Here is a 21,983-nt window from a genome sequence, read left to right on the forward strand (position 1 = left end):
GTCACTTCTTCAACACCTATTGGGACAGGTCCAAAATGAATGAAATGAGAAAAAAAGCAGTCGTCGTTTTCAGCGGCGGCCAGGATTCAACCACTTGCCTGATTCACGCCTTGCCCCGGTACGACGAAGTTCATTGCATCACGTTCGACTACGGCCAACGCCACCGTGAAGAAATTGAAGTGGCGAAACGGCTCTGCAAAACCCTTGGCGTGACCGTACATAAAATACTGGATACCACGCTACTCAAGGAACTGGCCATCAGCAGCCTGACCCGCGATAACATTCCAGTACCTTCGGCAAACGAAGGCGATGGCCTGCCTAGCACTTTCGTACCCGGGCGCAATATTCTGTTTTTGACCCTGGCATCTATTTATGCGTATCAGGTGGGTGCGAAAACGCTTATCACCGGTGTGTGTGAAACCGACTTCTCGGGCTATCCGGATTGCCGCGATGCGTCTGTGAAGGCGCTGAACAACGCCATTGAACTGGGCATGGACTATCCCTTGCGCATCGAGACGCCCTTGATGTGGCTGAACAAAGCCCAAATCTGGGCGCTGGCCGATTATCACGGGCGGTTGGAGTTCATCGATCAACAGACACTGACATGCTACAACGGCATCAAGGGCAGTGGCTGCGGTGACTGCGCCGCCTGTCATCTGCGCGCAAAGGGCCTGAGCCACTACCTTGAAAGCCGGGTGGAGATCATGAACAGCCTGAAGACAAAACTGGATTTATAGGCCCAACGCTCGAAGGGTAATGGGCTATGAGGCAATAGCCCATTGAGCTCTTATGCAGGCTGGGCACCGGTTACGTACTTTCTAAACAACGCCCTGACGCCATAGGCGGGTAGTACATTAAAAACAGCAAAACACATCTTTATCACTATTTGAACATAGACTATGTTTAAGATTTCCGAAACTGGCATCTTTCCATAAAATGCAATAAAGCAAAAAATATAGCTATCTATTATCACCGCAAAGAAGGTACTGAGAAAAACCCGCAAGAATAAATATCTAGAATTTGTGAGTTCTTTTATTCGACATAACAAATAGGAATTCACATACTCAGAAAAAACGAAAGAAACCGACGACGCTACTAACACAGCTAGCACATGAGAGACAACCTCACTGTAGGGACCGTCAAGCTTCCAACCCGACAGTCCCGGAAGCCAACTGCTGCCACTTAATAAAACAAGAATAAACGCGTTACTTGCAAACCCAAACAGTATCGCCTTTCGTGCCAGCCTAAACCCATAAAACTCATTCAGCATATCCACCATAAGAAAAGTCAACGGATATAAAAAAACACCTGGAGTAACCACCACATCGAAATATTCTATATAGACAAGCTTTGCGGCGGAAATATTAGTAAAAATATATATCGCAAACAGCATCAAATTCAAAACCACGTAAATCAACCATGATCGTTCATGACGATCCCTGACCTCGTAAGCAGTCAGTGCTGTTCCGCCCGAATAGTATTTCTTATAAACCTCCCGAATTTCCGACTTATTTAAATCATCCACAACTTCACTACGCAATAAATTCTCCAACTTTATTCTGATGACTTGTCCGGTTGCTATCACCATGATGATCGCGAGGCTTTTATGGTTGTCAAAGCCCAACAGCTTATATCTACTGTTCTCCATTCCTGGGCCATCAGCCATTGAAACGCTCCTCTATTATATCTCCAATCACAACAACTACATCCGGATCAACGCAAATCTCAGCAACGACGAAAAATCTGTCGATTACTTTATCGTACACCAGCTTTTCACTTTCTCTGGTCCATGCACCTTTCTTCACTATCAGTAAATCACCAGCATCATTCATCCCATTGATTTTGTTTTCCAATAAAACGCCTATCAAATTACACGCCGTGCCAAAATAATAAGTCAAGGAATGACTGATAATCAGCTCACCAATTCGCTTATTCATATTCTGAATGACCTGGCTTTCCTTGATGATCGGCACCGCAGCAGGGTTCATATTTCCATACAAGGACACACTGCTCTCTATAATCTCCTTCTCTTCAAAATCCACCGTCTCTATTTCTTCATAAGAAACACCAAAAAAATCGGATATCTTACGAATAGTGGACTGCTGTACGTTAACAACCCGGCCTTCTAGGATGTTGTAGATAGTTGTTCTGGTCAAACCGCTCGCATTACACAAGGACAGCTGTGTTTCCCCACGGCTTTTTATAAGGTATCTAATATTATTCCGTAGCTTTTCTGTCCGATCTCTTTTAAACATCTACGCCTCGCTACTTCCTTATAATCACAACAAATCAAACACCTTGACGAAACACCTTCGAAAGTGATTTTCATAGGGTGGGGCATGTTACACACCCTGCCTCTCAGAAAAAATACTTATATTTGAAATGCAGGGTATTTCCTACACACAAAGATCTTCGACTACGAATCGAGCGATATTTCTTACACCACAAAAAGAAAACCCTGAAGGAACTTCATAGACTCAATACAAATGAATCATTTTTTTACATAGATGTTAAATAATTTGATGGGTGCCAAAGGTTTTTCTGCTAAATATTACTGACCGTCAGTCAATACATAGTCCGGCTGGACAAATAAGAGTGACGCCCCTTAAATCTTGCAAGGAGCTCAACATGAACAGGACACCCCCCAACCTCCCTGAGTCCCCAGACTTCGACGACTCCCGAATGTACGACCCTGGCCGTCCCGAGCCTGCCAGTCATGTGTTCATGATCATTCCGGATGTCGACACCGAGTCCCTGCTTTGCCACGCCTGCGAAACCCTTACCTCGCTCAACGTCATGACCGCCGACCTCGCCTGCGAATTGCAAGGCCCACGGCGCAACGTGGCGCTGGCCATCCAACAGCTGGCCGTGTTGGGCGAGTTACTGGTCAACCGCGCCCTGGACAACCTGGCCCCGCCCCGAGGGCGCGCTGACGCACTGTTGAACAACCAACGCTGAGATGAAATCGCGGCCTACCGTACTGTGTCCATGCCGTGACCCAGCCGTTGGGAGGATGCCGATCAATTAAGCGAAATACCTTTGGGGGAGCGCCTGGTCAGTACCGGTGAGAATGGCTGTGCCGTCATCGCGAGCAGGCTCGCTCTCACAGGCATTCCTCATTCATTGGACTCCCCCCTCATCGTCTTCGAGTGCAGGCGGTGAACATCCGCCAGCTTAAGCGCGGGCAAGAAATCCTCTGCCATCGGCACGCCTTCACGCACGATGATAAAGAAACGTCTCTGGAGCGTATTGATGATCTCGTCGCCATTGCTCAGGCGGCTGCCGACCAGCGCAATGTTGCTGTTGGCTTCCCCGGCGGCGGTTACGATCCGCGCCGTGCTGCCATCGGCGTACACAACCTGGTCGCCTTTCTGCGCTGCTCGTATTTTCCAGCCATTATCCAAGGTGAACCGCAACGACGATGACGCTTGCTGGACCGTTCCGCCGTTACGAGTCTGGCTACCCTCAGTGGCTACTCGGTAAATAGCGAGTGGAGGATGAGCTTCGACTTAAGATTTTTGACGATTAATAAAGGCCACGACTGTTTCGTCGCAACCCTCCAGTTGCCGTTGCACCAAATACAAGTCATCCAAATGGCGGAGCGATTCATGAGAGATTTCGTTGGTGTAAGGGGCATGCAAAGATGGACGCATTTCCAGGGGCCTTATTCAGGGGTTTCAGGCAGCGTCCCTTTCCGTCGGGAAGGCGCACTGAGCCGGATGACTCGAAATAATGAATAAAACATTGCAGCGCTGGCGAGTCGCAACCCCAAAAACACGGCATCTGTAGCGAACAGGAAACGTCGTAACTAGGAACGCGCGATTTCCTACAGTCGGGAGGAGCCTTACGCAAGTTACACCTTATTTTCCACCCGCCCCTCTTCTGCTGATTCAATTGGAGCAGCGCTTTTTTTGCCACTTGTCGGAACTGTCAGCTCTGACAGTATCGAGGGGATCCGGGATAGCTCCAGTCTTTTAGACATCGTTGGGGCAACAGTCGGTAAACCGCTCGGCCTTATGAGCCGCAACACGCGCCTCAGAAACATTAACCTGGCTCCAGACATGGATAAAAAATTGATGGACACAATAGCCTGGTCCGGCCGCGCAGCCATGTCTACCAACCACGCCACATCCTCTTCGGGGAAACAAAACAGCGTCGTTATTGACGGCGTGGAACTTACACGTGCCTATGCATACGTGAACGGCATTCGCCTGCACTACCTTATGAGCGGTGATGGCCAACACCCAGTTCTGCTGGTGCATGGGTTTCCAGGCAGCTGGCGTAATTGGGAGCCGTTGGTAGGTGCACTGGCGCGTGCCGACTTTACGCTGATCATTCCTGATTATCGCGGTGCTGGAGAAACAGATATATCCATCAGTGGCTACGACAAAAAAAACATGGCACATGACTTACACGAGCTGGTAACGCTGCTGAATATCAAGCAGGTCGATATCGTAGGTCACGACATGGGGTTAATCATTGCCTACGCCTACGCAGCGTTATATCCCGAAGAAACCAAACACATCATATTGATGGATGGATTCATTCCAGGTATCCCCGGCTGGGAAACCGCTTATAACGGGAACCCTGCGGCCGGCATTGCGAGCAAATGGCACTTCCGCTTTTTTGGCGAAACGGCCATCCGCATGATCCGAGGGCAGGAAAAAACCTACTTGGACATGTTTTTTGATGATTTTGTCTTCGAAGGCAACGACAAAGTGCCAGATGAGGTGCGACAGGCGCTGGTGGAAGACTACTCCCGGCCCGGACGCATGGAAGCCGCCTTCAAGCTGTATTCAGCCTGGATAACGGATGATGCGAATGACAACCAGGAGTTTTCCAAGAATAAACTGACTGTTCCTGTGCTCACCATCGGCGGTGACCATTCGAGAGGAAAGACCTTGGCCGAGCAGGCCTTGTGCATCGCTACACAACCGCATTCATTGATATTGGTAGACACCGGGCATTGGGTGCTGGAAGAACAAACGCAGGCTACCCGCGAGGCGATTTTGGCGTTTTTGCGAAATAGATAATGATCGGACGGTACAGCCTGTACAAAAAAGTCTGAGCCCTTTTTCACACTTAGCCAGAGCCCGGATCACTTGGAGCGTTCCGCAAGATTGAGAGATGCTTGCGTCGATAACTCCACCCCATCGTTTAACAACGCCACAAACGCCTTCGCCATCGGCGAGCGCTGGTCCTTGCGCTGCACCAGCCACACCGCCGAGACCGCCGCCGGGTCGAGCAGCGGCCGGTAGACCACGCCATCGATACGCATGCGTTGGTAAGACGCTGGCAATACCGAAACGCCAAGCCCCGCCGCGACCAAGCCAATGATGGTCATGGCTTCGCCGGCTTCCTGGGCGAAATGCGGGCTGAAGCCAGCGTCGCGGGCCAGGCTCAGGAGTTGGGCATAGAGGCCGCTGCCGTAGCTGCGGGGGAAGAACACGAACGGTTCCTGGGCCAATGCCGAAAGAAACAGGCCTTCTTCATTGCCCTGGGCCAGGGGATGCTTGGCACTGAGCACAGCCACCAGGGGTTCGCGACTGAGTTCGATTTCCCTGAGGGAGTCGGGCAATGGCAGCGGACGCATGATGCCCACCTCGATCGCGTCATCCAGCAGCGCATCGGCCACCTGGGTGCTGCTCATTTCCCGCAGGTTCAGGTGCACGGCCGGAAAGCGTTGGCGAAAGGCGAATATCGCCTGGGGAATGGTGGAGTTGAATGGCGCCGAAGAGGTGAAGCCGATTTTCAGCTCGCCCAGTTCCCCCAACTGGGCACGGCGGGCCACGTCAGCCGCCTTGTCGACTTGGGCCAATACCCGGCGTGCCTCTTCGAGGAACAATCGCCCGGCCTCGCTCAATTCGACCCGACGATTGGTGCGCTCGAACAACCGCGCGCCAATCTCCTGCTCCAGGGCTTGGATCTGCTGGCTCAAAGGAGGCTGGGAAATACCCAGGGCCAGGGCGGCCCGGCCGAAATGCAGTTCTTCGGCGACGGCGATGAAGTAGCGCAGGTGACGCAATTCCATGGGCAATCCAATAGGTCGTAAAACGTCTTAAACAGGTCGAACAATATATTGGATAGAAAGATTACCCGGCTATATGCTTTTTCCATTGCCTGCCTGGCCGTGCTTCGCTGAGGTCCACCGTGAAAACTGCTCTCGCTCCATTGGCCCATGAAATCCCGCCTCGTGTGCAGGATGACGCCGTCGCCGAACTCAAAGACATTTACATCGAAAAAGGCACGCCGAAGTTCATGCGCACGGTGCTGGCGCTGTTCAGCGGTGGCTTTGCAACGTTCGCCCTGCTGTATTGCGTGCAGCCGATGATGCCGCTGTTGTCCAGGGAGTTCTCCGTCAATGCGGCGCAAAGTAGCCTGATCCTGTCGGTGGCGACCGGCCTGCTCGCCATCGGCCTGTTGATCACCGGCCCGATTTCCGACCGCATCGGCCGCAAGCCAGTGATGGTCGCGGCGCTGTTCGCCGCATCGGTGTGCACGATCGCCAGCGCGATGATGCCGACCTGGCACGGCGTGTTACTGCTACGCGCCTTGGTGGGGCTGTCGTTGAGCGGATTGGCGGCGGTGGCGATGACCTATCTGAGTGAAGAAATCCATCCCAAACACATTGGCCTGGCGATGGGGCTGTACATCGCCGGCAACGCCATCGGCGGCATGTGCGGACGCCTGATTACTGGGGTATTGATCGATTTTGTCAGCTGGCACACGGCAATGCTGGTGATCGGCGGCCTGGCCCTGATTGCGGCGGCGGTGTTCTGGAGGATCCTTCCCGAGTCGCGTAACTTCCGTCCCCGCTCGCTGCACCCGCGCAGCCTGCTGGACGGTTTCACCATGCACTTTCGCGACGCCGGCCTGCCGCTGCTGTTCCTGGAAGCCTTCGTCTTGATGGGCGCATTCGTCACGCTGTTCAACTACATCGGCTACCGCCTGCTGGCCGAGCCGTATCACCTGGATCAGGCCTTCGTCGGTTTGCTGTCGGTGGTGTATCTGTCGGGCATCTACAGCTCGGCGAAAGTCGGCGCGCTGGCAGACAAGCTCGGTCGTCGCAAGATGCTCTGGGCAACCATCGCCCTGATGCTCGCCGGCCTTGCGCTGACCATGGCCACGCCGCTGTGGCTGGTTGTCCTGGGCATGCTGGTGTTCACCTTCGGTTTCTTCGGCGCCCACTCGGTCGCCAGCAGTTGGATCGGTCGTCGTGCCCTCAAAGCCAAGGGGCAGGCCTCGTCGCTTTACCTGTTCAGCTATTACGCCGGTTCAAGCGTCGCGGGCACGGCAGGCGGCGTAGCTTGGCATCTGGCAGGCTGGAACGGGATCGGCCTGTTCATCGGCAGCTTGCTCGCGGTGGCGTTGTGGGTGGCGGTAAAACTGGCGAAATTGCCGTTGCTGCCGGGGAATGTTCAGGTTTAGACCAGGTCCCCAATTCGAACAGTTTTAGTTGATCTGGCCCAACACCACCCGCGCCTCAAGCACCCCGTCCCGCGCTTCCAGGCTCAACGACTGCAACGCCGTGCCGTCCCGCTCGTGTTGATCCAACCAATGAAGCAACCGGCTGGCATCGCCGCTGACGGTGAGTCGCAACGAGTCGCCGTCGATCTGCATTTCGGCCATGTCCAACCCCGCCGCCGTCGCACTGTCACTGGCTCGCACCGACAAGGGCCGTGTAGCGGCGCTCATGTCCCGGACGGGCTCGGCGCGCTGGATCCGGGCGCTCAGTTCGGCCTGCTGGCGATACTGTCGTTCGGCAATGTCCAGCCGTTGCCGGGTGGGTTGCCAGATCGAGGTATAACCCACCGCCACCCACACCAGAGCGGCCAGTCCCAGCAACAAACCTCTCTCACGACGTGACAACCTCCCCCACGCCTGCATCAAGCCCCGCCATGCATTGACGTTCATCAACTGTCCTCCAGCGTGAGGATGGCCTGCACCCGATTGTCCTGCTTACTGGCGCTGCCCAATGCGAGGGGCAGCCCGTTTTGCTGTCCGCGCTCGCGCAACTGTTCGAGTTCGATGAAGCTATTGGCCGTCAACTGGATCTTCCAGCCTTCGCCTTCACGAAAATCGATGCGCTGCACCTCGACATTGCTGGCGCCAATGACCTGCTCCGTGAGACGCACCAGCCGCGCAACTTGAGTGTCCCGAGGCGGCCCACCTCGGCTCTGCAAGGCCTGGAATTGTGCCGCCAGGTCGACGATCCGGCTTTGCCCGGGATACAGCGACCTGAATTGCTGCTCCGCCTGGGCATACAGGCGCCGGGTTTCGCTCTCAAGGAACCGCACCCGGGCCTCATTGAAAGCCCAACTGAGCACCAGTGCTCCCAGCGCAGCCACCGCCGCACCGCGCCAAGGCAGAGGCCGGCGACGCCGACGAAACTCACCCTGCAACAGATCGATGGAATGTCCACCGCTGCTCAGTAGCCAGTCATCGATGCCCTGGCAATCTCGTGTTTCATCCAGCCAATGCATGTCCTCGGGCAAGCCCGGCTTGAGCGCCGCCAAGGCTCGGGCGGACAACGACAGCCGCGCCGACAGCGCGCCGCCCAGCAACCAGCGACCGAACCAGCGCACGCCATACGCCTTGTCGTCAGGCAACAGATCGGCATCGACATGCACTGTACCCACATCGATTCCTTGCTCAGCGAGCAGGGCCAGCAACGCTTGGAATCGGGCTCGCTGGGTCACGATCAGCGGATAGCGCTGTTGACGATCCCGTGGGCCGACGCTGATGTGCAGCGCCTCCAGGTTCTCACTCAGTTGCTCTTCGATGGCGAACGCAAGCGCCTGGGGTCGGGGATGGCGCCGTGAGGGCCACGGCTCGCTGCGCAACCCGCTGCACATTTCCATCGGCAACAACACATCGACGACATGCCCATGCAGCTCGCGGGCCGCTTCGTGCAAGGGCATGCAACGCCGTTCGCCCGCTGGCGACCACACGCAGCAGGGCCAATTGGCGCAAGGCGCGCTCAAGCCGTCAGCGGTCAGGTAAAGCCAGGTTTTCATCAAGGACGCTCGTTGGGGCTGATGGGCAGGAAACGACGCTGGAGCACCGTCCAGCGTCCGGTTAAGGGGTTACGCTCGATATCCGAGGCCAGGCGCAGGCGGCTGCCTGCGTGCGTCACGCTCACGGTGATGCGGAACCAGCGGCTGCTGACCCCCAGGCCATGGCTGCTGAGGCCCAATCCGGACAGCAACGGGTCGTTGGTAAAGGCCTGCACACTGGTGTAGGGCGCTTGCGCGCGTTGGCTGATCAACGCCTTGGCCGGCTCGGCCTCCATGCCGTCCAGGGTCATCAATAATCGCTGCGGTGCGGTATTGATGTTCAGTCGCGCCTCCTTGGGCAGCAGCACCACCCAGGGTTCCAGGCGGCGCAGCGTCTGGCCATCCATGTCTGGCAACAAACGCAATTGACTCAACTCCTTGACCGCCCCGACCTGAGGCAACACCAGCGGCGGTAGATCCAGCGAAGCGAGCAACCGCGTCCAACGGCCGAGGGTGACTGGGTCGATTTGGCCCCGGGCCAGTAACGCGTTGAGGTTCAAGCGCCCGGACAAATCCTCGATATCGATATGAAGCCTGGCGTCTTCCACTTCGAATACCGGCTCGAACCGAGCCCAATCCTGGCTCAGGTCCACGGGCCCGGACGGCGTAATCGCACTGCCTTCCAGCTTCGCCTGGGCCCAGGCTTCACCGGCCAACCCCAACTGCCGCAGTTGGACCTGTTGCAACTGCTGCGCGCTGCTTTTGAGCAACAGGCGATGACTGCGCAGCATGCCACCGACCAGCAGCAGCGCCAGGCTCAGCACCAGCAACACGCTGATCAGCGCCACGCCTCGTTGTCGATTCATGGCAACGCCCCCGGCAACAGCAGCACGCGACGGACCTGTTCGAAACGCCCCGTCGACAGGATCAATTCCAGCGCCAACGGCGGTGTATCACGCACCGTGTCGCCGCGCCAACCCCGTTGCGGATCGAACACACGCCAATCGAGGCTGTGTACGCCTTCGAGCAGTTTTTGCCGCTGCTCGCGGGTCGTGCCTTCACCGACACTGTCGCGCCACAACGCGGCGCCCTCGAGTCGATAGTCCACCGTTTGTCGCTCACTGCGCGGCTGGTCCAGTGGGTTGCGCCAATGGCTGCGCTGCAGTTGCAGATGTCCCTGCGTGAGCACGACAGTACCGTCGACGGCCTGCCACACATCCCGTTCGATCACCGCCACGGCACGCTGCAAGGCCCGGATCTCGCGCTCATGTTGGCCAGCGCCCTGCTGGGCACGCACCGCGCCATCGAACAAACGCCAACCGGCCAGGCCGAGCAGGGCAAAAATGGCGATGGCGATGACCAGTTCCAACAAGGTGAAGCCCGACTGTTTATTCATGGCGATTGCGGATCCACCCGGTGGTGCGGTGCACGACCATCGGGCTACCGGCGCGGCTGACCTGGATCTCGACCTGGAGCAGACGCGGGTCATTGGCTGGCGCGATTCGCTGTTGCAGGGTCCAGTCGCGACGATCCAGGTGTCGGTCCAGCAACTGTTGCCCTGGCGACGTAGCGGCTTGCAGGCGCAGTTCGCTCAACTGGTTGTCCGCCAGCCAGGCGCCGAACAGGCGATCCTCGAGCCCGGCGCTTTGCTTGAGCACGAACTGGCTGGCCGAGAGCACAGCCGCCGCCACCGTGGCGAATATCGCCAGGGCAATCATGACCTCCAACAAAGTGAACCCCTGGCAACCGGCGGCCAGCCTGCGAGTATCACGCATCGATCGACGGCTCCGCCAAACCATCACTCGACACCTGCGCAACCGGCTGGCCGAAGGCTCGGATGAACAATCTGAACGGGCTGATCTCATCACTGCTGAGCATCAGCAATTGCGGCGGGCCCTGGGCATCATCGAGGGGCACGACGTGACCGTCCTGCTCCAGCCCAAGGGTCAGGTTTTCGGGCAACCGGTAAATCGCCGCCACGGCAGTCCAATCCCTGGCCTCGAATCGCATGGCCTGATAGCCGCCACGCTGTATCCGCAGCCCATATTCCTGCCCCTCCAGCACCGCTCGTTCGCGCAATTGCTGCACCGCACGGACGAAGTCCTCGGCTTGCTGACGGGACTCACGGGCCGGGCTCGGGCCGAGGGCGAGGCTGACCATGCTCGCCAATACGCCAATCAGAACGATGACGACCATCAGTTCCAGCAAGGTAAAGCCCCGACAACGACGGCCCATCTTCACTCGGCCCAATTGCCGATGTCGGCTGCCATTCCATCCCCACCCGGCAAGCCGTCGGCGCCCAGCGAGTACAGGTCATAGCTGCCATCGGCAGATTTGTGGCCAGGATTGAGATACTGGTAAGGCGTGCCCCAGGGGTCGATCGGCAGGCTTTTCAAATAGCCATGGGGGTTCCAGTTTCTTGCCGCGGGCGTGCCGGACGGGCGTTTGCTCAGCGCCTCCAGGCCTTGCTGGGTCGAGGGATATTGGAAATTGTCGAGGCGATACATTTCCAGCGCCGTGGCAATCGCCTGGATATCGGTCCGCGCCGCCGTGGCCTTGGCTTGGTCGGGCCGGCTCATGAACTGCGGCACGACAATGGCGCCCAGCACGCCGATGATGACCACCACCACCATGATTTCGATCAGGGTAAAGCCGCGTTGGCGACGTGCAGGTCGGTTGTTTTGAAGTTTCATGGGTCAGTTCACCAATTGGTTGAGGCTCAAGATAGGCAGCAGGATGGCCATGACGATCAGCAGCACCACGCCACCCATCAGGACCAACATGGCTGGTTCGAAAAGGCTCACCACCAGCGCAATGCGCGCCGCGAGGCTGGCCTCCTGTTGTTCGGCAGCCTTGGCCAACATGCGGTCGAGTTCGCCGGCCCGTTCGCCGCTGGCGATCATGTGCAGCATCAGCGGCGGGATATCGCCGCCCAGCTCCAGGCCACGGGTCAGGGTCCCGCCTTCACGGACCGAACGGGCGACGTCGGCCATGCGGGCGCGAATGGTCAGGTTGCCGATCACCTGCGCGGCGATGTGCAAGGCTTCCACCAGCGGCACGGCGCTTTTGCTCAGGATCGCCAGAGTGCTGGCGAACCGGGCCGCTTCCATCGCCCGCAGTACGTCGCCCAACAAGGGCAGCCTGAGCAGCAGGCGATGCCAGCGCAGGCGCCACACCGTCTGGCGCAGGCTCCAGCGCCATAGCCCAATCAGCCCAGCCAGCGCCCCGAGCAACAACAGTCCATAGCGGCGCAGCCCATCGCTCACGGCGATCAATGCCTGGGTCAGCCAGGGCAAGGGCTGGCCGCTGTCGATGAAAATCTTCACCACATCCGGCACCACGTAACCCAGCAGGAACGCGACGATCGAGACGCAGGCCAGCATCAGGATCAGCGGATACACCAGGGCCAATTGGATGCGCTGGCGCGATGCCTGGCGTGCCTGGGTGTAGGTCGCCAGCTGTTCCAGCACCTGGCCCAAGTGTCCGGATTGTTCGCCCGCCGCAACCGTGGCGCAGAACAGCTCGGGGAACGCCTGGGGAAATGTCCTCAGTGCCGTCGCCAACGCATGGCCTTCCATCACACGGCTGCGCACCGCCGACAAGAGATGGGCAATACGACGTTTCTGGCTCTGCTGGGCCACGGCCCCAAGTGATTCTTCAAGGGGCAGGCCGGCCTGGATCAAGGTGGAAAGTTGCAACGTGAGCAACGCCAGGTCCGCCGCATTCAGGCGTCCTCCGGCATGACCGGCCCCCAAGGCCCGTTGTGGCCCGCCTTCGTGCAGTTCCCACGGCAGCAGGCCACGCTCGCGCAACAGTTGCCGGGCATGGCGAGGGCTGTCGGCGTCCAGCCGCCCCTTGCAGCGCCGGCCTTGGGCGTCTTCGGCCCGATAGTCGAAGGTCGGCATGGCGCTAATCCTCCTGGGTGATGCGCAGCAGTTCATCGACACTGGTCAGGCCTTCCAGCACCCGTTGCCGTCCGTCCTGGAACAGGCTGCGGGAGCTCTTGCGCGCCTCAAGGGCCAGCGCCTGCTCAGTGGCGCCTTGATGGATCAATTGCGACAGGGCAGCGCTCACAGTCACCAGCTCATAGATGCCAAAGCGTCCCCGATAACCTTTCTGGCATTGCTCGCAGCCCCGGGCCTTGAACAACCGTGGCGCGGCATTGGTTTCAAGCCCCAGGCGCCGACACGTGGCGGCATCAGCCACATAGGGCGTCTTGCAAAACGGGCACAGGGTGCGCAGCAATCGCTGGGCGACGATGCCGGCCAGGGAAGACGCCAACAGATAGGCATCCACGCCCATGTCCACCAGCCGCGTCACCGCGCCAACAGCGGTGTTGGTGTGCAGGGTCGAGAGCACCAAGTGACCGGTCAGGGAAGCTTGGACGGCGATTTCGGCGGTCTCGCGGTCGCGTATTTCGCCGACCATCACCACGTCCGGGTCCTGGCGCAGAATTGCCCGCAGGCCACGGGCGAACGTCATGTCGACTTTGGGATTGACCGGCATCTGGCCGATGCCCGGCAGGTGATATTCGATCGGGTCCTCGACCGTGAGGATGTTGCGGGTCTGATCGTTGATGCTGCTCAGCGCCGCGTACAGGCTGGTGGTTTTTCCCGAGCCCGTGGGGCCGGTGACCAGCACGATGCCGTGGGGTTTGCCGAGCAACTGGCGCAGGCTCGCCAGGGTATCGTCGGGCAGGCCCAGGCGCTGTAGATCGAGGCGACCGGCCTGCTTGTCGAGCAGGCGCAACACCACGCGCTCGCCATGGGCCGAAGGCAGGGTGGAGACACGCACATCGACTTCATGGCCGGCCAACCGCAACGCCATTCGCCCGTCCTGGGGCACGCGTTTCTCGGCGATATCCAGGCGTGCCATGACCTTGATCCGCGACACCAACAGGTTCGCCAACTCCCGCCGAGGGCGGAGCATTTCCTGAAGCTGGCCGTCGATGCGCATGCGCACCGAGAGGTATTGCTCGAACGTTTCCAGGTGCACGTCCGAAGCGTGTTCGCGCACCGCTTCGCTGAGCAGGGCATTGATCAGGCGGATGATCGGCGCATCGCCCTGTTGTTCCAACAGGTCGGTTGTCTGCGGTATCTGGTCGGCCAGGCTGAGCAGGTCCAGTTCCTCGTCCAGGCCTTGGGCAACCTGCTCGGCGGCGCTCTGGCCCTGGCGGTAGACGCTGGCCAGGCGCGCGGCGAACTGCGCCGGCTCCAGGACCTGGATGGGCAAATCCCGACCACACAGGCGCGTGACTTCCGCGACGGCGCTCAAGGGCGTGTCGCGGCGCATGACCAGACTCAAGGTTGGCCCCTGGCCTTCCAGCAACACCCCCTGGCGCCTGGCAAAACCAAAGGGCAACGACTCACTCACAAGTCACCCGAGTGCTGGGGACGCGAATCGGCCGCCGGGGTGGACGGCTCGAACAGCTGGCGGGCGTCCCGGGGCAGCAGCAGCGAATTGTTCTTGCGCGAGCCCGGCTTGCTCAATTCCCGCAGCGCGTCGTAGCGCTGCTGGCTCACTTCGGCCAGGTCCGCGTGGCTGCGCACGATGGTCGGGCGCAGGAATACCATCAGGTTGCTTTTGGTCTGGGTGTCGCGGTTCCAGCGAAACAGCGCGCCCAGGTAAGGGATACTGCGCAGCAGCGGCACACCGCTTTGCTGGGTTCGGACACTGTCGCGGATCAGGCCGCCGATCACGATGATCTCGCCATCGTCCGCCAGGATCGTGCTCTTCAAGGCGCGCTTGTTGGTGATCAAGTCCGAAGAGGCCACGCCGGAAACCGACGGCGCGATGTCCGAGACTTCCTGCTGGACTTCAAGACGCAAGGTGGAACCTTCGTTGATATACGGCTTGACCTTGAGGCTGATGCCGACGTCCTTGCGCTCCACGGTGGTGAAGGGGTTGTCCGCACCATTGCCGCTGGTGGCGTAGGAGCCGGTCTTGAACGGGACGTTCTGGCCGACGATGATTTCCGCTTCTTGGTTATCCAGGGTCAGCAAGCTGGGGGTCGACAACAGATTGCTGTGGGTATCGCTCGCCAGCGCCGTCACCAGCGCGCTGAAGCGGTCTGTGCCGAGCCGCAGCAGCGCGCCTTCCGTGGTTTTATCCAGTTCCTTGAGCCCGCCGATGATGGGGATGTCGGTTCCGGGGAAATTGACGAACCCGGTCGCGCTGCCGCTGTTGAGCCCCCACTGCACGCCCAGCGCCTCGGCGATATCACCGGAGACCTCGACGATTGCCGCATGGATGAGCACCTGCGCCCGAGGCTGGTCCAGCTCACGGACGATGTTTTCGATGGTGCGGATCTGGGCCGGTTCGGCGATCAACACAAGGGCATTCTGGCTTTCGTCAGCCTTGATCATGAATGGGCTCGACGGATTCTTTTCCCGTTGGCCAGCCAGTGTCGGTGCGGTTTTTCTATCCTGTCCGATGGTTTCCAGCACCTCGGCCAATTGCTTGGCATCGCTGTGGCGCAGGCGAATGACCCGCGCGTTGTCCTGGGAGGCGACCGCCGGGACGTCCAAGGTCCGGGCGAGGTCGACCAGGCGCTGGCGCACCGCCGGGGCGCCGATGATCACCAGGCGGTTGCTGCGTACGTCGGCAATCACCAGGCCTGCGGTGTCGCCCTCGCGCTTGCCACCCGAGGCCTCCATGAGCGGTCCGATGTCCGCGGCCTGGGCGTGCTGCAAGCGCACCACCACATGGTTGCGGTTGCGGCCAGCGTCCAACTGCTGCACCACTGCGGCGATGCGCTGGACGTTGGCGGCCGTGTCGGTGACCACCAAGGCGTTGGACGAAACCGAGGGACCGACGTAGCCATTGGCCGATACCAACGGCCGCACCAGCCCGGCGATGTCGGCGGCAATGCTCGATTGCAGGTCGAGGACTCGGGTGACGAACTGCGACGGCGTGGCACTTTTGGCATCGTTACCGGCGCGCGTCTTGGCATCGCTGACGGGAGTGATCAGGATCCGCTCGCCTTCATCGATCACGGTGAAGTTGTGGGCATCGAGCACCGAGTAGAACAACCGGCGCACGCCCTCGCGATCCAGTGCCTCGCGGGACATGACGGTAATGCGCCCTGACACCCGAGGATCGAGCACCACGGTCTTGCCCAGGATCGCCGAGAACTCCTCGACCACGTCGCGCAATTCCGCGTTGTTCATCGCCAGTTGCCATTGGGCTTGCTCAGCCCGCAGCGCACCCGGGAACATCAATGGACAAGCCACGGCAAGGCAGCACAGGACACGCGATACGCGGCCCTGGATAGAACTGTTCATTTATGCGATCGCTCTGATTGCCCGGCCACCGGGCGTAGGTATTGCGGGGAAGCAAGCATTGCCGGGCGTCCCTCTTCAGTGCCCAAGCGGCGCAGCATGGCTTGGGCCTCTGGCTTCAAGGGCAAGCGCTCTTCGCGCCCGTTGCGCCACAACGTCACATGACTGGCCTCGACCCGCCGCAGCACGCTGCCACCGGGCAAACGTTCGCCTACCTGATACATGCGCGGGCCCGTGGCATCCGCCAGCAGCGCCCGCGACAAGCCTTCGCCGGCGACAAAACTGGCCTGCAAGGTGATCGGCTCGGCGCTGGGCGCGCGGGCACTTTCAGGGACCAGACCGAGCACCGTCGCCACCGCTTGCACGTTCGGCAGCTCGCGAACCGCAACGGTCGGTGCGTCGGCAATCACCGGCATATCACGGGCCAATGCCTGGCGATATCGCCACTCCTGCTCGGCCAGGAATCCCCCATACAACAGCGGGGCGAGCACCAGCAGTGCCGTTGGCAAACGGCTGCCGGCCTTGAAAGAACACTTCACTTTTGCGCTCGCCCGGTGGTCGCGCCCGCGGGCTTGGCGAAGGTCATTCGCCGCACCACCCTACGCCCGGAATACTCATGCCAGGCCACCGCGCAGAGGTGCAGCGCGACGAGTATCGACAGCACCACGCAAGACAGGACGTGGGCCGTGTTGGCCAATTCGATCAACGACGGGTCGCCGAGCGGCTGGGGTATTCGAACAAGGCCAAAAATACTGATGGGGCTTTTCATCATCAGCACGCCGGTCACCAGCACGACGCCAATGGTCAGGTAGATCAGCGCGTGTACCGCCAAGGCCAGCCTTTGAACCGATGAAAGCACACTGACACAGGGTCTTGGAGCGCGGACAAACAGCCACGCTCGCCACGCAAACAACGGAATGAACAACGTTGTCAGCGACACATTCAGCGACCCGACCCAATGTTCGGTCGCAGCCGACACCGGCAGGTAAGCCACGTAAAAACCGGACACCAGCGCCCATAAAATAATGACGGCCGACAGCCAATGCAGCAGCACCCGTCGCCTGGAATAATTGGAATGCATCAGCGCGCTCACCTAAAGGCTCCAGGCAACCCATGCGGACTGCCTGGAGCCGTGCCTGTCAGGACTTACAGCTTGTCCCAGGCGCTTTGCCAGGAGGCGCCGACACCTGGTTCAAAACCGTTCGACGTTGGGCTGTACTGCTTGCAATAGCCGGACGCGGGGAACGGCTTGCACTCGAAGACTTCGTCAGTCTTGGGTTGCAGCACTTTGGTACCGACGGTGTAGTCAGAGATGCCCTCAGGGAAAACGAAGTCGTACTCGATGCCTGCGCCCTCGCCGGTCAGGGTCACCGACTGAGTGTCCTGGCGAGTGGTACGTCCGTCTTCAGTCGTTCCTACCAACGTCAGGGTGTGAGCGCCCGGGGCGCTGCGCACGTCCAGGTTCAGGCCTGTGCTGCCGTCATTCGCCGTCTGGCTCACGACACCCACCTGCTTGTTCTTCTCATCGAACAACGTGGCTTCGAGGTTCATCTTGCGGTTGGTCTGCGCCGTGAACGTCATGCTGACCCGACCTTTGTCGAGCACGTACTCTGGCTGCAGCGAGGAGATCTTCATGCTGGCGGCGGCGTCTTCACGCATGTCCAACTGCACTTCATAGCGGGTCACGCCGCTTTCTTTCTGAGCGTACAGCTTGTTGGTGCCCTTGATCGGCGTGATATTGCCGTCGTCGTCACGGATACCGGCACGAATCAGAGGATGGGCTTTGTTGATGGCGTCGGCCAGTTTGAACGACCAGTTTTCAGACTTGCCTTCTTCAGCGTTGTCGATGCTGATTTGCACGCTGTATTCGGTGTTCTCGCCAGAGGCGGAGAATGCCCGCGCCTTGACCTTGTCGCCCACCAGCAACTGGGTCGACGGAGCGATGCTGCCTACCGGCGACCAGCCACCCGGCAACGCGGCTTCAGCGAGGATGTTCACATCCGCAGGGTTATAAAATGCGGCGTCGGTGTCGCCAACGGTCCAGACCGCCAGGATGACGTGGTGGCCCGTCTTGCCGTCGGGAATCACGCAACTGTGCTTGGCACCACTTACTGGATTTTGATGACCGCCATCGATCGTACAGAACGGTGCGCTATCGAACGATGCACGCTTGAGCGGCACGTTCGGATTCCACCCGTCGCGGGTAATGAAATATTCGTGTTTGGTCGCCGGATGCGGGGCGATGTATCGCCATTGAAAGTCGATGTTGCGATCTCGGATATCGGTCAGTTGCCAGCGAGTTGCCGACTGCGCATCCAGGGCGGAAAACAACGAGTTACCGCCACTGGCGATTTTACCGTCGATTGGCCCTTGCAGCGGGGCGCCGCCGGCTCCATTCGGGAAGCCCTTGAACGTTTCTCCAGTGCTATGAGGCTCGTACTGCGCGCCACCACAATTCTTGTTTTCACCTTTCTGGCACAAAAATGCGCGCGAAGGCGGTACTTCAAGGTACCCGTGGGCGAACACGCCTTGCGACGTCAGCAGGGCCGACAACAAAACCAATGACGATGCGCCCCCCGTTAAAACAGCACTCTTGTTGAAGTTGTTTTTCATATAAGTTCCAGACTATTCATCGAGTTTGAACGACGTATTACCGTCAACTTGCGAGGGCGCACTGGACCGTTCAGCACCACACCTCACAAGCGCCGAACCTTATAGAAAGTCGAACTTTCTCTATGTAGGATAAATCTCTCAAACCAGAAGGAATGATCTCTGAATCTATTTCTCTTACATAAAAAGAGAAACTTCTTATCAAGAGAAATATTTGTTAAACGCAACAAACAGCTACGCCCGATCAAATAGCGGACGGCGCTCATGTTGAATGGCTCGACGACAAGGCAGGCAATAAAAAGCCTGTCGGGCACTGGGCCGGACAGGCTGGGGCAATCAGGTTGAATCAGACGTGGTATTGCGCCGACAGCTCATGCACCGCCCGCAGGAAAGCACCGGCGTGTTCCGGGTCGACTTCCGGGGTGATGCCATGGCCGAGGTTGAACACATGGCCGCTGCCGCTGCCGTAGCTGGCTAGGATACGTCCGACTTCAGCCCGGATGGCGTCAGGCTTGGCGTACAACACGGTCGGATCCATGTTGCCCTGCAGGGCGACTTTATGGCCGACACGTTCGCGGGCATTGCCGATGTCGCAGGTCCAGTCCAGGCCCAGGGCATCGGCGCCAACGTCGGCGATGCTTTCCAGCCACAGCCCGCCGTTCTTGGTGAATAGGATCACTGGGACTTTGCGACCTTCGTGCTCGCGGATCAGGCCGCTGACGATCTTGCGCATGTAGGCCAGGGAAAATTCCTGGTAAGCCGCCGCCGACAGGTTGCCGCCCCAGGTATCGAAGATCTGCACCGCCTGCGCACCAGCGAGGATCTGGCCGTTGAGGTAGGACGTGACCGACTGGGCCAGCTTGTCCAACAGCAGGTGCATCGCTTGCGGGTTGTCGTAGAGCATCGCCTTGGTCTTGCGGAAGTCCTTCGACGAGCCGCCTTCGACCATATAGGTGGCCAGGGTCCAGGGGCTGCCGGAAAAACCGATCAGCGGCACGCGGCCGTTGAGTTCGCGGCGGATGGTGCTGACCGCGTCCATGACGTAACCCAGGTCCTTCTGCGGATCGGGAATCGGCAGGGCCTCGATGTCGGCCAGGGTGCTGACGACTTTCTTGAAGCGCGGGCCTTCGCCGGTTTCGAAATACAGGCCTTGGCCCATGGCGTCGGGGATGGTGAGGATGTCGGAAAACAGGATCGCCGCGTCCAGCTGCGGATAACGATCCAGCGGCTGCATCGTGACTTCGCAGGCGAACTGCGGGTTCATGCACAGGCTCATGAAGTCGCCGGCCTTGGCGCGACTGGCGCGGTACTCCGGCAGGTAGCGACCGGCCTGGCGCATCATCCAAACAGGGGTGACGTCCACAGGTTGCTTGAGCAGGGCGCGAAGGAAACGGTCGTTCTTCAGGGCAGTCATGTCGGCATCCGCAAAAAAAGTGCGGGCATTTTCTCAGAGCGCGACGCAAAAGGCACGGCAAGAGCCGTGCCTTTTATCTATCGGGGCAATTTGTCGCGGTGGTACGCAATATTCGCAACACAACAAAATACCTGTGGGAGCGGGCTTGCTCGCGAAAGCGGTGTGTCAGACAACATAAATATTGACTGAAAATCCGTATTCGCGAGCAAGCCCGCTCCCACACTTTTAGTGCATTTCAATCCAGGGACGAAGTCAGACCCGCAGGTAATCCAGGATCCCTTCCGCCGCATTACGGCCTTCGAAGATCGCCGTCACCACCAGGTCGGAACCCCGGACCATGTCGCCACCGGCGAAGATCTTCGGGTTGCTGGTCTGGTGCTTGTACTGGCCTTGCTCCGGGGCCACGACGCGGCCCTGGCTGTCGGTCTGGATGCTGAACTGCTCGAACCAAGGCGCCGGGCTTGGGCGGAAACCGAAGGCGATGACCACGGCGTCGGCCGGGATGATCTCTTCGGAACCGGGGATCGGCTCGGGGCTGCGACGGCCACGGGCGTCCGGTTCGCCGAGACGGGTCTCGACCACCTTCACACCTTCGACCTTGTCTTCACCGACAATGGCGATCGGCTGGCGGTTGTAGAGGAACTTCACGCCTTCTTCCTTGGCGTTCTTCACCTCTTTGCGCGAGCCGGGCATGTTGGCTTCGTCACGACGGTAGGCGCAGGTCACCGACTTGGCGCCCTGACGGATCGATGTGCGGTTGCAATCCATTGCCGTGTCGCCGCCGCCGAGCACAACGACCTTCTTGCCTTTCATGTCGACGAAATCTTCCGGCGACTTTTCAAAGCCCAGGTTGCGGTTGACGTTGGCAATGAGGAAATCCAATGCGTCATAGACGCCCGGCAGGTCTTCGCCGGCAAAGCCGCCCTTCATGTAGGTGTAGGTGCCCATGCCCATGAATACCGCATCGTATTCTTCGAGCAGTTGCTCCATGGTCACGTCCTTGCCCACCTCGGTGTTCAGGCGAAACTCGATGCCCATGCCGGTGAAGACTTCGCGGCGATTGCTCAGCACGGTCTTTTCCAGCTTGAACTCGGGGATGCCGAAGGTCAGCAGGCCGCCGATTTCCGGGTTCTTGTCGAACACCACCGGGGTCACGCCGCCACGCACCAGCACGTCGGCACAGCCCAGGCCCGCCGGGCCTGCGCCGATGATCGCCACGCGCTTGCCGGTCGGCTTGACCTTGGACATGTCCGGGCGCCAGCCCATGGCGAACGCGGTGTCGGTGATGTACTTCTCCACCGAACCGATGGTCACCGCGCCAAAACCGTCGTTAAGGGTGCAAGCACCTTCACACAGGCGATCCTGGGGACACACCCGGCCGCAAACTTCCGGCAGGGTGTTGGTCTGGTGGGACAGCTCGGCGGCTTGGAGGATGTTGCCCTCGGCCACCAGCTTCAGCCAGTTGGGAATGAAGTTGTGCACCGGGCACTTCCATTCGCAATACGGGTTACCGCAACCCAGGCAGCGGTGGGCCTGGTCGGCCGACTGCTGGGGTTTGAAAGGCTCGTAGATTTCCACGAACTCTTTCTTGCGTTGACGCAACAGTTTCTTCTTCGGATCCTTGCGCCCGACATCGATGAACTGGAAGTCGTTATTCAGACGTTCAGCCATTGTTAAAACCTC

General features: G+C 59.3%; 23 protein-coding genes. 4 read left to right on the plus strand and 19 right to left on the minus strand.

The window, feature by feature from the left end:
• Positions 1-44 precede the first annotated feature (44 nt).
• Positions 45-737 (plus strand): 7-cyano-7-deazaguanine synthase QueC, encoded by a 693-nt coding sequence (gene queC, locus AD663_RS25725; protein WP_033046328.1) that lies wholly within the window; start codon positions 45-47, stop codon positions 735-737.
• 50 nt (positions 738-787) lie between these two features.
• On the opposite strand, the gene AD663_RS25730 is transcribed toward queC, so the two are convergent.
• Together AD663_RS25730 and AD663_RS25735 are read right to left on the minus strand one after the other, a co-directional pair.
• Positions 788-1,666 (minus strand): queuosine precursor transporter, encoded by an 879-nt coding sequence (locus tag AD663_RS25730; RefSeq protein ID WP_053214761.1) that lies wholly within the window; start codon positions 1,664-1,666, stop codon positions 788-790.
• Positions 1,659-2,255, minus strand: coding sequence for a helix-turn-helix transcriptional regulator (locus tag AD663_RS25735; RefSeq protein WP_003186583.1), 597 nt, complete (start codon positions 2,253-2,255; stop codon positions 1,659-1,661). The genes AD663_RS25730 and AD663_RS25735 overlap by 8 nt, the downstream gene beginning before the upstream one ends.
• Positions 2,256-2,628: 373 nt before the next feature.
• On the opposite strand from AD663_RS25735, the gene AD663_RS25740 reads away from it, so the two are divergent.
• The gene (locus AD663_RS25740; protein ID WP_033046330.1) at positions 2,629-2,958 is read left to right on the plus strand and encodes a DUF6124 family protein; all 330 of its coding nucleotides are present in this window, start codon (positions 2,629-2,631) and stop codon (positions 2,956-2,958) included.
• A gap of 158 nt (positions 2,959-3,116) precedes the next feature.
• Here AD663_RS25740 and AD663_RS29470 read toward each other — a convergent pair whose 3' ends face one another.
• Positions 3,117-3,416 (minus strand): hypothetical protein, encoded by a 300-nt coding sequence (locus tag AD663_RS29470; protein WP_225970849.1) that lies wholly within the window; start codon positions 3,414-3,416, stop codon positions 3,117-3,119.
• Positions 3,417-4,076: 660 nt separating this feature from the next.
• Here AD663_RS29470 and AD663_RS25750 point away from each other — a divergent pair.
• Positions 4,077-5,033, plus strand: coding sequence for an alpha/beta fold hydrolase (locus AD663_RS25750; protein WP_003186586.1), 957 nt, complete (start codon positions 4,077-4,079; stop codon positions 5,031-5,033).
• Positions 5,034-5,098: 65 nt separating this feature from the next.
• Here AD663_RS25750 and AD663_RS25755 read toward each other — a convergent pair whose 3' ends face one another.
• Positions 5,099-6,031, minus strand: a complete 933-nt coding sequence (locus AD663_RS25755) for a LysR family transcriptional regulator (RefSeq protein WP_003186587.1) — start codon at positions 6,029-6,031, stop codon at positions 5,099-5,101.
• A 140-nt stretch (positions 6,032-6,171) separates the two neighbouring features.
• Here AD663_RS25755 and AD663_RS25760 point away from each other — a divergent pair, with 140 nt between their 5' ends.
• A complete protein-coding gene (locus tag AD663_RS25760) occupies positions 6,172-7,428 on the plus strand; it encodes an MFS transporter (protein ID WP_371261246.1) in 1,257 nt (418 codons plus the stop codon).
• A gap of 24 nt (positions 7,429-7,452) precedes the next feature.
• Here the strand turns inward: AD663_RS25760 and gspM are convergent, their stop codons facing one another.
• The 15 genes from gspM to AD663_RS25835 all read right to left on the minus strand — a co-directional run bounded on the left by gspM (position 7,453) and on the right by AD663_RS25835 (position 21,971).
• Positions 7,453-7,914, minus strand: coding sequence for a type II secretion system protein GspM (gene gspM, locus AD663_RS25765; protein WP_003186589.1), 462 nt, complete (start codon positions 7,912-7,914; stop codon positions 7,453-7,455).
• Complete coding sequence (gene gspL / locus AD663_RS25770; protein WP_003186590.1) at positions 7,914-9,017, minus strand: type II secretion system protein GspL; 1,104 nt, start codon at positions 9,015-9,017, stop codon at positions 7,914-7,916. The genes gspM and gspL overlap by 1 nt, the downstream gene beginning before the upstream one ends.
• Positions 9,017-9,862, minus strand: a complete 846-nt coding sequence (locus tag AD663_RS25775; protein ID WP_003186591.1) for a general secretion pathway protein GspK — start codon at positions 9,860-9,862, stop codon at positions 9,017-9,019. Before AD663_RS25775 ends, gspL begins: the two co-directional genes overlap by 1 nt.
• Positions 9,859-10,392, minus strand: a complete 534-nt coding sequence (locus AD663_RS25780; protein ID WP_003186592.1) for a type II secretion system protein GspJ — start codon at positions 10,390-10,392, stop codon at positions 9,859-9,861. The genes AD663_RS25775 and AD663_RS25780 overlap by 4 nt, the downstream gene beginning before the upstream one ends.
• Entirely contained in the window at positions 10,385-10,771 is a 387-nt protein-coding gene (gspI, locus tag AD663_RS25785; RefSeq protein WP_003186593.1) for a type II secretion system minor pseudopilin GspI, read from the minus strand. The genes AD663_RS25780 and gspI overlap by 8 nt, the downstream gene beginning before the upstream one ends.
• Positions 10,764-11,231 carry a type II secretion system minor pseudopilin GspH gene (gene gspH, locus AD663_RS25790; RefSeq protein WP_003186594.1) on the minus strand — a complete coding sequence of 156 codons (468 nt, stop codon included), beginning with the start codon at positions 11,229-11,231 and terminating at the stop codon, positions 10,764-10,766. The genes gspI and gspH overlap by 8 nt, the downstream gene beginning before the upstream one ends.
• 2 nt (positions 11,232-11,233) lie before the next feature.
• Complete coding sequence (gspG, locus tag AD663_RS25795) at positions 11,234-11,689, minus strand: type II secretion system major pseudopilin GspG (RefSeq protein WP_003186595.1); 456 nt, start codon at positions 11,687-11,689, stop codon at positions 11,234-11,236.
• Between the two features lie 3 nt (positions 11,690-11,692).
• Positions 11,693-12,901 (minus strand): type II secretion system inner membrane protein GspF, encoded by a 1,209-nt coding sequence (gspF, locus tag AD663_RS25800; protein ID WP_003186596.1) that lies wholly within the window; start codon positions 12,899-12,901, stop codon positions 11,693-11,695.
• Positions 12,902-12,905: 4 nt separating this feature from the next.
• A complete protein-coding gene (gene gspE, locus AD663_RS25805; protein ID WP_003186597.1) occupies positions 12,906-14,369 on the minus strand; it encodes a type II secretion system ATPase GspE in 1,464 nt (487 codons plus the stop codon).
• Positions 14,366-16,279, minus strand: coding sequence for a type II secretion system secretin GspD (gene gspD, locus AD663_RS25810; RefSeq protein WP_053214762.1), 1,914 nt, complete (start codon positions 16,277-16,279; stop codon positions 14,366-14,368). Before gspD ends, gspE begins: the two co-directional genes overlap by 4 nt.
• Positions 16,276-16,815, minus strand: a complete 540-nt coding sequence (locus AD663_RS25815) for a type II secretion system protein N (RefSeq protein ID WP_053214763.1) — start codon at positions 16,813-16,815, stop codon at positions 16,276-16,278. The genes gspD and AD663_RS25815 overlap by 4 nt, the downstream gene beginning before the upstream one ends.
• Positions 16,812-17,357 carry a cytochrome b gene (locus tag AD663_RS25820; RefSeq protein ID WP_003186600.1) on the minus strand — a complete coding sequence of 182 codons (546 nt, stop codon included), beginning with the start codon at positions 17,355-17,357 and terminating at the stop codon, positions 16,812-16,814. The genes AD663_RS25815 and AD663_RS25820 overlap by 4 nt, the downstream gene beginning before the upstream one ends.
• A gap of 65 nt (positions 17,358-17,422) precedes the next feature.
• Entirely contained in the window at positions 17,423-18,889 is a 1,467-nt protein-coding gene (gene gbpA / locus AD663_RS25825) for an N-acetylglucosamine-binding protein GbpA (RefSeq protein ID WP_003186601.1), read from the minus strand.
• Positions 18,890-19,232: 343 nt separating this feature from the next.
• Entirely contained in the window at positions 19,233-20,300 is a 1,068-nt protein-coding gene (gene hemE / locus AD663_RS25830; RefSeq protein WP_053214764.1) for a uroporphyrinogen decarboxylase, read from the minus strand.
• A 252-nt stretch (positions 20,301-20,552) separates the two neighbouring features.
• Entirely contained in the window at positions 20,553-21,971 is a 1,419-nt protein-coding gene (locus tag AD663_RS25835) for an FAD-dependent oxidoreductase (protein WP_003186604.1), read from the minus strand.
• Between the last annotated feature and the right edge of the window lie 12 nt (positions 21,972-21,983).

Origin of the sequence: Pseudomonas sp. Q12-87, from assembly GCF_001269755.1 — a bacterium.
GTDB lineage: Bacteria > Pseudomonadota > Gammaproteobacteria > Pseudomonadales > Pseudomonadaceae > Aquipseudomonas > Aquipseudomonas fluorescens_S.

Excerpts from the sequence above, each read along its gene's own strand:
- gspI (WP_003186593.1), bottom strand. The coding sequence starts at position 10,771 with ATGCGTGATACTCGCAGGCTGGCCGCCGGTTGCCAGGGGTTCACTTTG.
- AD663_RS25775 (WP_003186591.1), bottom strand. The coding sequence starts at position 9,862 with ATGAATCGACAACGAGGCGTGGCGCTGATCAGCGTGTTGCTGGTGCTG.
- gspM (WP_003186589.1), bottom strand. The coding sequence starts at position 7,914 with ATGAACGTCAATGCATGGCGGGGCTTGATGCAGGCGTGGGGGAGGTTG.
- gspH (WP_003186594.1), bottom strand. The coding sequence starts at position 11,231 with ATGGGCCGTCGTTGTCGGGGCTTTACCTTGCTGGAACTGATGGTCGTC.
- gspL (WP_003186590.1), bottom strand. The coding sequence starts at position 9,017 with ATGAAAACCTGGCTTTACCTGACCGCTGACGGCTTGAGCGCGCCTTGC.
- AD663_RS25735 (WP_003186583.1), bottom strand. The coding sequence starts at position 2,255 with ATGTTTAAAAGAGATCGGACAGAAAAGCTACGGAATAATATTAGATAC.
- AD663_RS25750 (WP_003186586.1), top strand. The coding sequence starts at position 4,077 with ATGGACACAATAGCCTGGTCCGGCCGCGCAGCCATGTCTACCAACCAC.
- AD663_RS25755 (WP_003186587.1), bottom strand. The coding sequence starts at position 6,031 with ATGGAATTGCGTCACCTGCGCTACTTCATCGCCGTCGCCGAAGAACTG.
- queC (WP_033046328.1), top strand. The coding sequence starts at position 45 with ATGAGAAAAAAAGCAGTCGTCGTTTTCAGCGGCGGCCAGGATTCAACC.
- AD663_RS25835 (WP_003186604.1), bottom strand. The coding sequence starts at position 21,971 with ATGGCTGAACGTCTGAATAACGACTTCCAGTTCATCGATGTCGGGCGC.
- AD663_RS25740 (WP_033046330.1), top strand. The coding sequence starts at position 2,629 with ATGAACAGGACACCCCCCAACCTCCCTGAGTCCCCAGACTTCGACGAC.
- hemE (WP_053214764.1), bottom strand. The coding sequence starts at position 20,300 with ATGACTGCCCTGAAGAACGACCGTTTCCTTCGCGCCCTGCTCAAGCAA.
- gspG (WP_003186595.1), bottom strand. The coding sequence starts at position 11,689 with ATGAAACTTCAAAACAACCGACCTGCACGTCGCCAACGCGGCTTTACC.
- AD663_RS25820 (WP_003186600.1), bottom strand. The coding sequence starts at position 17,357 with ATGCATTCCAATTATTCCAGGCGACGGGTGCTGCTGCATTGGCTGTCG.
- gspF (WP_003186596.1), bottom strand. The coding sequence starts at position 12,901 with ATGCCGACCTTCGACTATCGGGCCGAAGACGCCCAAGGCCGGCGCTGC.
- AD663_RS25780 (WP_003186592.1), bottom strand. The coding sequence starts at position 10,392 with ATGAATAAACAGTCGGGCTTCACCTTGTTGGAACTGGTCATCGCCATC.
- gspD (WP_053214762.1), bottom strand. The coding sequence starts at position 16,279 with ATGAACAGTTCTATCCAGGGCCGCGTATCGCGTGTCCTGTGCTGCCTT.
- AD663_RS25730 (WP_053214761.1), bottom strand. The coding sequence starts at position 1,666 with ATGGCTGATGGCCCAGGAATGGAGAACAGTAGATATAAGCTGTTGGGC.
- gbpA (WP_003186601.1), bottom strand. The coding sequence starts at position 18,889 with ATGAAAAACAACTTCAACAAGAGTGCTGTTTTAACGGGGGGCGCATCG.